This window comes from uncultured Faecalicoccus sp. (genome assembly GCF_944325745.1).
Lineage (GTDB): Bacteria > Bacillota_I > Bacilli_A > Erysipelotrichales > Erysipelotrichaceae > Faecalicoccus.
Map to the genome: position 1 here is coordinate 1 of NZ_CALVBG010000044.1, position 11,109 is coordinate 11,109.

Genomic DNA, 11,109 nt, shown 5'->3' on the forward strand with positions numbered 1-11,109 from the left:
AAACGGTCGCGGTCTTTACTGGATACATTGTCTTCGTTGATATCCATCTCCTGGAAATAGAGAGATGTCAGGATATCCGCTGCCGACAAGGATCCGCCCGGATGTCCGCTTTGTGCCGTATAGACCATCGTCAGGATATTCTTTCGTATATTCAATGCATGTTGTTCTAATTCTGTCATGTTCTATCGGTCTCCTCCTTTTTAATAAACAGAAAACCAGCAGGATCTAAATCGCTGCTGGTCCTTTGCCTGGAAACAGGATCATTTAAACGTCCTCATTTCCCGATCCATCTGGCAAGAATTATCCAAAGATCTTGTCTTGTTCCTGACGGATCTTATAAATCAACGTATTTGTATCGATTTCAACGTCATCATAAGTCAACAGCTGACCTTTTTTAACGTCTTTTTTCAATACAGCATTCTTGTTGATGAGTCCAAACGGAACATAACCTTCTTGTTTAGCGTGTTCATGCGTATCGATCGATCCATAAGTTGTATATCCACCGATACCATCGAGTTTTTCTCCGGCTTTCATATCTTTCTTAGCCACTGTGATAACCTCAGATACTAATCCGCCTTTTGGTACGATTACGCCTTCATGATAGATTACGGCACGTCCAATCGTTAATGGAGTTTCAAGGTTACACAAGTGATATGGACGATACAGAGTCCATAATGGTCCAGGACCCATGCTGTGGTATTGCATCTGGTAAGCAATTTCTTCGTTATCTGTTGAAACGGTTACGAATACACCTGGAGCGATACCACGAACATATTCAACAACGCCGTGTTTATTCAGGATACCATCATCCTCTTTTAAACGATACATATCGTTCAAGCCCTTCACGTCACAAGCGATACCATGACCACCGATTACATCTGGAACTAAACCAGTTGCATTGGACATAGCGGCCATTTCAACCATTGTTTTCGTACCATCTTTAAATGCACATAGCATCTTTGGAGACATTTTACGACGTGTAGCTTCTTCAAGAACTGTATCTGGGTTACATTCACGATCGATACGGTTGTTTTTTCCTTTACCGATAACTTCAACTTTCAAGCCCATTGCTTCTGCGAAGTCATACAATTCCATAACAGCACCCGGTTCGTCACCATTTGTACCTGTGTAAACAACACCAGCTTCTTGCGCTTTTTTATACAAGTAAGGCCCGATAACAACATCAGATTCAACATTCATCATAATAATGTGTTTCTTAGCAGCGATAGCATCCAATGCGATCTTAGCGCCAACATCCGGCACACCGGTAACATCAACGACTACATCAATTTCAGGGACTTTCGTTACTAAATCAGAATCATTTGTCGCAACATATTTTCCTGCTTTGATTGCTGCAGATGCTTCTTCCACGTCTGTTGTCTTTACGATTTGATCTGGATGAACTCCACCATATTCAAATGCGTGTACAGCTAAGTCAATATTGATATCGGCACAGATGGCAGGTCTTTCACCTTTGATCATTACCAATTCTGTAACCATACCGCGGCCCATCTGACCAGCACCAACGACACCGACCTGGATAGGTTTTCCTTCAGCTTCTAAAGCTGCTAATTTTCTGTTCATGTTATACATAAATATCTTGCCTCCTTTTTTTCCTTATCGATCACTGATTATTTATGTAACAGATTAATCTTTACTGATAATTTCGATTGTACCGCCTTTTTTGAGTTGTTCTTCTGTGATTCGCTCCCCAACCAGCTCGATCATTCCTGGACGTTCAGCTTCTGGAGTTCCGTTGAAACAAAGCGTACAATGGCCCAATTGTCTCAAGGTATTCAAAGCTTCCCAGCCTACTGCACTGATTGTGTACTCAACACCGCAAATCTTCATGATATCCCCGGGAGCCGGATCTGCTTTCAATTCACTCTTGGAATGAAGAACGCAGATCTCCGCTAATTCCGGTGGTGCATCATCGTTAAAGATGATGATGAAGTTGCATGCGTCGTTCAAGAAATCACAGGCATAATCTCCCATTCCGGTAACAGTAGCCTGATATTTGATCATACGCAACCCCTACTATGAATACAATCCAATACTGAATACAAAGGCGATGGCTACAGCTAACGGACCTGTGATAACACGAGAATACAATACAGCTGGAACCCCGTATTCGATCGTTTCTGGCTCAGCTTCTCCTAAAGACAAACCTACTGGAACGAAGTCGCCACCTACCTGAGCATCGATTGCGAACAAGGCTGGCAAGGCGAATTGAGCCGGAATATTTCCTAAACCAATCTGAGCACCTAACAATGTTCCTACAACCTGTGCAATTACAGCACCTGGACCAAGGATCGGCGAAAGGAACGGAAGGGCACAAACTAATGAAATAATAAGCATTCCTGGCAATGTAGAACACATTGGAGAAATTGTATTGGCAATAACATCGCCTAAACCACTATAAGAAATGATACCTAAAATTGTAGAAGTAAAGGCCATGAACGGCAATACGTTCTTGATAACCATATCGATGGTTTCACGACCAGCCGCAAAGAATTTATTAACGACTTTACCAACACCAATACCGATACGAGTGATGATATTCGGTTTCTTTTGAGGTTCTTCAGAAGTTGTTTTTGGAGCTTCTTCAGCCGGTTTTTCTTCAGCTACAGCTTCAGAAGCTGCAGGCTGTTCTACAGTTTCATCTGTAAATGTGATATTTTCTTCTTTAACGTCGGAAACATAAAGTTCTTCAACGATAAACTGTGCCAAAGGACCCGATTTACCAACCGGTACTAAGTTTACAGTCTTAATTCCTTTTTTACAGTAAACACCGCAACGAGCAACTCCGCCACAGTCGATGACAGCCAAGCAGATTTGTTCATCTGGTGCAGTGGTTTTGAATCCATCCAATACTTCACAACCGGTCATTTCCCCGATTTTCTTAGCTAAAGGATTCACACCGCCTGTTGTAACACACAAGATCTTGTTACAAGTTTCTGTTGGAGCGATTACTAACGGTCCACCCCAACCGCTGTTTCCACGAGTAATTTTTACATTTCTATACATCTGTCATTCCCCGCTTCCTTTAGGCCTTGTTTCTCGTTAAGATCGCAAAGATCTTTTCTGTTAATAAACCACGAATGAAAATTACGATAACACCTACAATAAAGTAACGAATGGCTAACTCACCAGTGTTCAAACCTAAAGTAGTGATACCGGCAGAAATACCCATGTAGACAAACAATTCACCAGCATTTGCATGTGGGAACAAACCTGTAACTGGGTGAACGAAACTTACAGCTGCATCGTAGTAGGCTGGTTTGTATTTTTCTTCTACGAAACGTCCGAAAGTGTAGCACATCGGGTTACCTAAACAGATAACCGCTAAGATAGGCAGAACCGTATAACGACAAATCGTATACTTGGTAATTTTACGAGCAAAGTTTTCTACCTTTTCTTCACCAATCAGTTTGATTACGGAGTTGATGGCAGTCATCAAGCAGACCAGCGTAGGAATGATTCCGGTTACCCAAGAAACAAACTGTTCGCCGCCGGCTGAGAAGAGTCCCATAAAACCTTCAGCAATCATCGAAATAAATTCCATATGCGCTTCCTCCTAAAATAATAATGGAATTATGAGATGTCTGATGTCGAATCAGTCGGCCGTTACCAATTCATCATCAGCCTCTGCTTTGTCGAAGCGTGTCTCCAGCGCTTCCAAAGCTTGTATATACCCTCGATAGCGTTTCTGTTCTTTTTCATCCATGGATCTGAAATCTTCTAGAAACGAATCGATTGATACCCCTACTAACTTCTTCCCTATCAATGTGTCGATAGGATGGCACTTGGCCAGGAAGGTTTTTCCATCCATAACCTCGCATCCTGTAATAATGCGATTGTTGTCACAAGCAAGAATGACCAAATATCCATTAAAGAATCTTCCTCGCTTTTGGCCGATTCCTACATTTCCTAATTTGTGAACGCGGCGAATCGACTTTTTAAAATTACGGATCTGAAAGACCCCTCCAAGACTTTGCATGAGAAACAGCACAAAGACAAAGATAAACAATCCAATCAGTTCTCTTGGCATTCTGCCGCCTCCTTATCTAATAACTCAATCATCTTTTGCACACAGCTGACGTCTGTGATCAGAATATTGACTTTTTGTGAACGAATAACACCTAATACAGCTTGTCCTTTATTGCGCCCCACTGCGATACCGACACGGTTAGGGATCGTGACAAGCTGTTCCTTGCGTAATCCCATCACACGATCATTGAAATCGCTGAACGCTTCTTCATTTCCGTTGGCATCAACCAGCTTTAACAAGCAGTCTCCTACCACACCCTTTTTTGAAAACTCTTGAAGTTCTTCGGGTGTCAGGTATCCACTTTGCGATAATGTACCATCACGATCCGTACATCCGATACCCATCACGACGGTATGAAGTTTGGCAAAAAGATCAGTAACTTTACGAATCGATCGTTCTTCCAAGAAGCCCTTCATGATGTCGCGATTATTGAACATCGCCGGGGCATAAAACGGAATCGAAGAACCGCCAAACTTTTTCGCAAAGGCTGCCGCAATATCATTGGCATGGAATCCTTCGTTGGATTGTCCATATCCAACGCCGCCGACCACCGGCACAAAGATCGCATCTCTTTCATCGACGAGTTCTTTTGAATTCGCGATGTTATACAAAGTCCGGCCCATCGAAACTCCGATATAATCTTTGTCTCGAAAGATCCGTGACAGATATTTTAAAGCTTCTTCATTCACACGTTCCTGATGTTCGAACTGTGTCTCAAATTCATTCTCATCGATGATCAAAACTTCCTTTAGATGAAGTCTGTCCTCTAATTTACGTTCCAAGTCGTCATACATGCTTCCATACACGTTGATCACATCGATCTTGACGATTCCTTTTTCCTTACCGGCCTGCAGCAGACGAGAGACCGTTGTCCTTGAAATCCCTAAGCGGTCGCTGATTTCTTTTTGCCCTAAACCATCTTTGTAGTAAAAGTGGCAGCATTTATAAATTAATCTCTCATCATCAATAATCTTTTTCATTTTTTAGCCTGTAATGTAAGCGTTTTCTACTTTTTCCAGTTATAGCGTACCTCCATTTTCATAATGTTGTCAATATTTTAGAGGTGAACATTTGTTTAAATTGATTTGATATTTATTTCACTTATACAATTGTTTATTTTCGTCGTTTTTTAACATGTGCCTTACTCTATTTTTCTTGAAGACAGTTTACCAACCGCTGATTTTCCCAAAAACAGCGATTGATTTTCTTGGATTGTCACTAAAGATTTTCATTGATTCTAATACCGTTCATTTTTATAATGAAATGGTCAAAGGAGTTTTACCATATGAAAAAATCATCTATTTTAGAGGTCCGCAGTTTTATTCTGGGCGTCTTATATCTCATTTTTGGAGTCTATTGTCTCAGCACGATCTTTTCTTCCGCATCTCTTTTAACCAAAATATTCTATGCCGCCCTATTTATCTTCGTCTTTGCGATCGCCCTATACACAGAATATTTGCGCATGCTTTATAATAAGGCAATCAAATCCATCGCCAGCGAAGCAAAACCGCAACAAGGACGAGAACAATATGATCATCTTTTAAAAAGAGATCCCTTCGATTCCTATAAACAATCGGAGATCTTATTTGACACTTTGTATTATGCCGATATGTTGGAACCTAAAAAGCTGTTAAAATCTATTGAAGATCATAAAAAATACTATGAAGAACATGAAGAAAATATGATCGTCCTCTATTACAATCAATATTATGCGCATTTTCTATTAAATGATCTGGAAGCGATGAAAAAAGATTATACTCCGCTTGTTCGGCTCGAAAAAAAAGAAAGAGATCGTCAAGACCTCTCTCCGCTTTACGGTAAAAAATTTATCGATGCTCTATATCTATTCATCACAAAGGAATATGACCGCAGTTATGAGTTCTTTCAATCCATGAACCCGGAAACCATGAATGCGCGTGAAAAACTCCACTACTACTATCATTTTTATCGTTTATGCCAAGCGATGCATAAGGATGAAAAAGCAGAAAACATCAAAAAGAAAATGTTGAGGATTAAAGGAACATCTCCTATTCTCGACAAAATCAAGTAAAAGTCGGTCCCCCGACTTTTTTTAAATTGAATAGGCCCAAAGTCCTTGAGTTTGTGAGGCAATGGTATCCAGATCCCATAGTTTCTGAGTGCGGGATGGACTGTTGGGGTCATGCACCACTACTTTTCCATCCTTAAGCCCCGCCAACATGATGAAATGGCCGGTTTGCGTAAAATCTCCCGGAAGCATACTGCTGACGATCATTTTTCCATCGGATAACGTTTCCTGGATCGAGGCTGAAGAAACCGCAATCTTTTCGACTTTGATTCCATATTGATCGGCTGCCTGGGTCAAAAAATTCCAGTCTGTTCCGATGCCGTCAACATATAGATTTTCTTCTTCTGCATAATTCGCCAATTTTGTAGGTGTTAAAGAGGAATCTTGAAGCAAGTAGCTAAAGATCATAGAAAGACAAACCGGTGCACAGCCTGTTTGGTAAAAATACGCTTCGCCATACGTGGTATAACCCCATTGAAGGTCCCATTGACACAAATACGGCACTTCACTTAGAGACACATCCAGCTCAACTGGAGCCTTTCCATAGTCTTCTCTTTGCGGATAATGAAGGACAAAATTCATCCGATCCGGATCTTCCAAGGAGAATTCCAATATATCATTGGAATACGCATCAATATTCTTGACGATTGTCTCATAATCTTCGGATCCATCTAACGCTTTTTGTTGCACCTGCGCAAACAATTTTGGATCCATATCTTTCGGACACTCTATACTTTTGATTTCTTCACGATGTTTTTGATCAAAATAAGATACTGTGGCATAGATTCCGCCGCCGATCCCCGCTATGATCAAAATTACCGGAAGAAACAAAAGCAACAGTCTTTGCCAGCGAATTTTTCTTTTTGCCATAGACAGAATTATACCATATTGTCAAATTAATTCTTTTCGTCTTTTCTAATATGTCTTATCATGAAATTAAGAAAACCATGAAGCAGGAGGTGAAATTGAATTATGCTGCATGAAGTGAATTTTCTTTCTTATAATCAACGCGACCAAGTCCAAGGATGGATCTATGTTCCCGCTTGCAAGCCTAGAGGGATCGTTCAGATCATCCACGGTTTTGGAGAGCACTCCCGCCGTTATCTGCACATGATCGCTCATTTTGTAGAGGCAGGCTATATTGTCAGTGCGGATGACCATGTAGGTCATGGAAAGACGGCAATGGTCAGCGGTGTTTGGGGTGACTGGGGTGATAAAGGTTGTCATACCATGATGGAAGATGAACATCAGCTCAAAATGATCACCCAGGAAAAGTATCCTGACCTTCCGTATTTCCTGTTTGGTCACAGTATGGGATCTTTCATCACTCGAGATTTCATTGCCAAATATGGAGACGAACTAGCCGGCGCCACCATTTGTGGAACGGCCGGTATTTTCCGAGGAGCACACGAAACTGCCAAGAAGATCAAACAGGCCATCGATGAAGGAAAAGGTGAAGAAAGCGATCCGACTTTCACAAACGAACTCATGGGATGGATGTGTGAACGATGCGGAACCATCTCCATCGGCAATGAGTGGATCTGTGCAGATCCTTATGTTCAAAAAGATCATGCCGAAGATCCTTTTGATGCCTTCACAAAACCTACAAGCAATCGTTCTTTATATGATTTCACACAGATGATGGCTTGCATTGAAGGAACACAATGGGCCCAAAAAGTTCCTGTCCAACTTCCAATCTATAATATCGGAGGTGACCAGGATCCTGTTGGTGAATACGGCAAAGGAATCTATGAGGTGTCTAACTGGTTAGTGGAGACTGGTCATGACGTTCAAACCAAAGTATATTCTGGATATCGCCATGAAATTCACAACTATTCTCAAATCAAAGATGAAGTTGAACAAGGCATTCTCGATTTCATGGATTCTCATCTCTAATCACTTAAGCCCCAGATCCTGGGGCTTTCTTTGGGTGAAACAAATAAAAAGAATCCGTTCAAACTTGCGGATCCTTGGTATTACTTATTGATGAAAAACATAAACAATCCTATTCCGTGGAAAACGCTTTATTTTTTTAATCATGCCGATTGGATCTGTATGGTTTCATCAATAAAATAATCAATGAAAAATCTATCTTCATTGTGTCATCTTATCTTTGACTTTTCAATATGTAAACATGCACTTAAACAAAATTTCTATGATATTTATCATCATATCATGAGCTTTTTTGGATGAAATCCTTTGCCTGCAAAAGATCTTTAAAGATCTGGACCGGCATCGAAAGAATATCTTCTGTCGGTTGGATCATGTCCGGGATCATGATCGTTTCACACCCGGCTTTCACGCCCGCTCGAACCCCTGGCAGCCCGTCTTCAAATACGTAACAATCTTCAGGCAAAAGATTCAACTGAGAAGCTGCCAGCAGAAAAATATCGGGATACGGTTTTCCCCGTTTGACCTCTTCTCCACTGACGATCACATCAAAATAATCCCGAATCCCTGAAACTTCTAGATGATGAAGGATCATCGATTTCGGTGAACTGCTCGCAATCGCCATCAAAACCGATCGTTGTTTCAAAAAGTCTAAGATCTCGCACACGCCCTTTTTCAAAGGAACATTTTGACTTGTCAATTGGGCCGTATGATCAAACAGCCCTTGGACCAACAAATCCGGAGAAATTTCAGGAAAGAATTCTTTTAGAGCTTGTTTCATCACCGCTCCCGATGTTCCGCGGTTGCGATCAAAAAAACTTTGGTCTAGCTGTAAATGATATTGGTTTGCCACTAAACGCCACGCTTGATCGAAAATGGGCTCCGTATCAAACAAAAGCCCATCCATATCAAAAATAGCTCCTTGATGCATCTTATGCTCTCCTCTTTTATGATAAGAAAAGTGCCAAATACACTTTACTAAGCATACTTCGGCACTTTTATTGGCTTGGTGGACCCGAAGGGGATTGAACCCTCGACCTCTCGGATGCGAACCGAACGCTCTCCCAGCTGAGCTACGAGCCCCTATGTGAGTATATTTTACTACAAAAACTGACTTCTAACAGACCAAAATATGGAAAAAGTGCCAAACTCGCCATCTGAGGCAAACTTTGACACTTTTGTCTTCTCTTGGCGAGATAAGGCTGCTTTAATAATCGCTAAGTCTATCGAAACTTCTTCTACGGATATCTACTCGATATGTCTTCTAAATCATGTTATTATCTTGCTACAACCAATGATCATTTTCGATGTGTCGGAAAATTGAAGAAGTCTATAAAGGATTTTAATGAATAGTAGTATTAGAGAGGAGGGGCTGAGATGGACACAGACAGAAAACCGTTTTTATCGTTTGAAGACCAAATTCTTCATCTTAAGAAAAAAGGAATAACATTTAATAAAGTCTCTGAATTTGACGCTAAAAACTATCTAAAAAACAATAACAACTTTTTTAAACTTTATTCTTATAGAAAGAATTATGATAAATATGCTGATGATAAATATATAGATTTAGATTTTAGTTATCTAAAAGATTTAGCAATAATTGATATGAAGCTAAGGTATACAATTGTTCAATTAGCTTTAGACATTGAGCATTATGCCAAATTAGAAATACTTCGGAAAGCAGAAGATCATTCTGAAGATGGGTATGAAATTATCAACGACTTTATCACATCGTTAGATGATAAACAATATAAAATATTAAAAAGCGAATTAGATCGCTGCTACTCTTCAGAATACTGCAAAGATTTGACGTTTAACTATCAATTAAATATCCCAGAAGAACGAGAAGATTCTATCAATAATCTTCCAATATGGGTATTTTTAGAGGTAATACCATTTGGTAGACTTGTTAGTTTCTTCGGATATTGTGCCAAAAGGTTTAAAGATGAATATTTAACAAATACGTATTACATGTTAAAAACTTGTAAAGACATTAGAAATGCATGTGCGCATAGCAGTTGTATTTTAAATGACTTAAGGCCTAATACGAAAACTCACGACACATCTTACAGTGTTTCTAGAGAATTATCTAAAATAAAAAGAATTCCTAAAAGTACAAGACTAAAAAGGATGTCTAATATGAGACTGCAACAAATTATTACTTTGCTATATACACATAAAAGAATTGTAACTAGTGAAGGAGTACATAATAAAGCTATTGATTTATTGCAGGATTTATCTTGCCGAATTAACAAAAATATTGATTATTATGCAAATAATAGTATGGTTTCCTCGTCGTTTGATTTTATAAGCCAAGTTATTGACAATTGGTTCATAAAAGGGTAATATGAATGCACATAGAAAAAACGAAAGTTTTTGAGGGAACTATGCATCAAGTGTAGTTCCCTTTTTTTTACAAATAAACATAAAATCTTTACATATCATAATATTTATGTTTCACTCTTTTGGTATATCCTTTTTTAAAAGGGCGTGATAAAAAATGATTCAGCTGTTTTAGGGTCTTGAATCACTTTTTCTATATCTTTTTTGCGAAGACTCCTAAATCTAAAATCTCATCATAGTATTTCTTATCCCATCGCCTGGTTAAACATTAGCATAGACCCCTTCATAAAGTAAGGGTATTATGCTAATGTTTAACTACATTCGCATCAAGTTTCATGCATTAGAGTCTTAGGGATATTCCCTAAAGGCATTTTGGAATGATGGTAAGGCCATTATTCAGCGCTTGCTAGAATCTTAGGTGAAACGGTTGGAAGTAAGACAACTAATTACAGTATTGTCTATAAAAAAATCAGTGCTTTAGAACTATCATTTAAAAAAAATGATTCAAAAATCGGCTCAATACTATTTTGTTTTTCTAAAAACCTTGTCAAAAACCTTTTCAATAAAATGTAAATACTATTAAAAAAGTGTCAAATATGCTTTACCTAAAGCATAATTTGACACTTTTGTTTTCTCTTGGTGGAGGTGAGGAGAGCAGGAAAAAGCATAATAATTAGTTGTATGCCCTTTACTTAAAGGATATTTCAATGCTTAACAAAGTACAAAACAATACGATTTATATCATTTTTGGATAGTTTTCTAGTCAGAATATGTTCAA

The 11,109-nt window shown here is 39.2% G+C and carries 11 protein-coding genes, 1 tRNA gene and 1 pseudogene; 3 read left to right on the forward strand and 10 right to left on the reverse strand.

The annotated features are described in order from the left end of the window. The 7 genes and pseudogenes from Q0J48_RS05185 to Q0J48_RS05215 all read right to left on the reverse strand — a co-directional run. Window positions 1-179: pseudogene (locus tag Q0J48_RS05185) on the reverse strand (transketolase); the annotation flags it as partial. A 121-nt stretch (window positions 180-300) separates the two neighbouring features. Continuing rightward, window positions 301-1,593 carry an NAD(P)-dependent oxidoreductase gene (locus Q0J48_RS05190; RefSeq protein ID WP_183374135.1) on the reverse strand — a complete coding sequence of 431 codons (1,293 nt, stop codon included), beginning with the start codon at window positions 1,591-1,593 and terminating at the stop codon, window positions 301-303. Between the two features lie 54 nt (window positions 1,594-1,647). Further along, the gene (locus Q0J48_RS05195; RefSeq protein WP_296242269.1) at window positions 1,648-2,025 is read right to left on the reverse strand and encodes a PTS glucitol/sorbitol transporter subunit IIA; all 378 of its coding nucleotides are present in this window, start codon (window positions 2,023-2,025) and stop codon (window positions 1,648-1,650) included. Window positions 2,026-2,037: 12 nt separating this feature from the next. Further along, window positions 2,038-3,027 carry a PTS glucitol/sorbitol transporter subunit IIB gene (locus Q0J48_RS05200; RefSeq protein WP_273477839.1) on the reverse strand — a complete coding sequence of 330 codons (990 nt, stop codon included), beginning with the start codon at window positions 3,025-3,027 and terminating at the stop codon, window positions 2,038-2,040. A 19-nt stretch (window positions 3,028-3,046) separates the two neighbouring features. Beyond that, window positions 3,047-3,565 (reverse strand): PTS glucitol/sorbitol transporter subunit IIC, encoded by a 519-nt coding sequence (locus tag Q0J48_RS05205; protein WP_183374139.1) that lies wholly within the window; start codon window positions 3,563-3,565, stop codon window positions 3,047-3,049. A 51-nt stretch (window positions 3,566-3,616) separates the two neighbouring features. Continuing rightward, window positions 3,617-4,051, reverse strand: coding sequence for a transcriptional regulator GutM (locus Q0J48_RS05210; RefSeq protein ID WP_183374141.1), 435 nt, complete (start codon window positions 4,049-4,051; stop codon window positions 3,617-3,619). Continuing rightward, entirely contained in the window at window positions 4,036-5,031 is a 996-nt protein-coding gene (locus tag Q0J48_RS05215) for a sugar-binding transcriptional regulator (protein ID WP_296242272.1), read from the reverse strand. Before Q0J48_RS05215 ends, Q0J48_RS05210 begins: the two co-directional genes overlap by 16 nt. Before the next feature lie 305 nt (window positions 5,032-5,336). Between Q0J48_RS05215 and Q0J48_RS05220 the strand changes: the two genes are divergently transcribed. Then, complete coding sequence (locus Q0J48_RS05220) at window positions 5,337-6,101, forward strand: DUF308 domain-containing protein (protein ID WP_296242273.1); 765 nt, start codon at window positions 5,337-5,339, stop codon at window positions 6,099-6,101. 21 nt (window positions 6,102-6,122) lie between these two features. Here the strand turns inward: Q0J48_RS05220 and Q0J48_RS05225 are convergent, their stop codons facing one another. Continuing rightward, entirely contained in the window at window positions 6,123-6,968 is an 846-nt protein-coding gene (locus Q0J48_RS05225) for a C39 family peptidase (protein WP_296242275.1), read from the reverse strand. Window positions 6,969-7,070: 102 nt separating this feature from the next. Between Q0J48_RS05225 and Q0J48_RS05230 the strand changes: the two genes are divergently transcribed. Next, window positions 7,071-7,994, forward strand: coding sequence for an alpha/beta fold hydrolase (locus Q0J48_RS05230; RefSeq protein WP_296242276.1), 924 nt, complete (start codon window positions 7,071-7,073; stop codon window positions 7,992-7,994). Between the two features lie 277 nt (window positions 7,995-8,271). Here the strand turns inward: Q0J48_RS05230 and Q0J48_RS05235 are convergent, their stop codons facing one another. Together Q0J48_RS05235 and Q0J48_RS05240 are read right to left on the reverse strand one after the other, a co-directional pair. Further along, window positions 8,272-8,919 carry an HAD family phosphatase gene (locus Q0J48_RS05235; RefSeq protein WP_296242277.1) on the reverse strand — a complete coding sequence of 216 codons (648 nt, stop codon included), beginning with the start codon at window positions 8,917-8,919 and terminating at the stop codon, window positions 8,272-8,274. A 76-nt stretch (window positions 8,920-8,995) separates the two neighbouring features. Next, a tRNA-Ala gene (locus Q0J48_RS05240) sits at window positions 8,996-9,071 on the reverse strand. Between the two features lie 294 nt (window positions 9,072-9,365). Here Q0J48_RS05240 and Q0J48_RS05245 point away from each other — a divergent pair. Continuing rightward, on the forward strand, window positions 9,366-10,334 hold the full coding sequence (locus tag Q0J48_RS05245; RefSeq protein WP_296242280.1) for an Abi family protein: 969 nt from the start codon (window positions 9,366-9,368) through the stop codon (window positions 10,332-10,334). The last annotated feature ends 775 nt before the right edge of the window (window positions 10,335-11,109 follow it).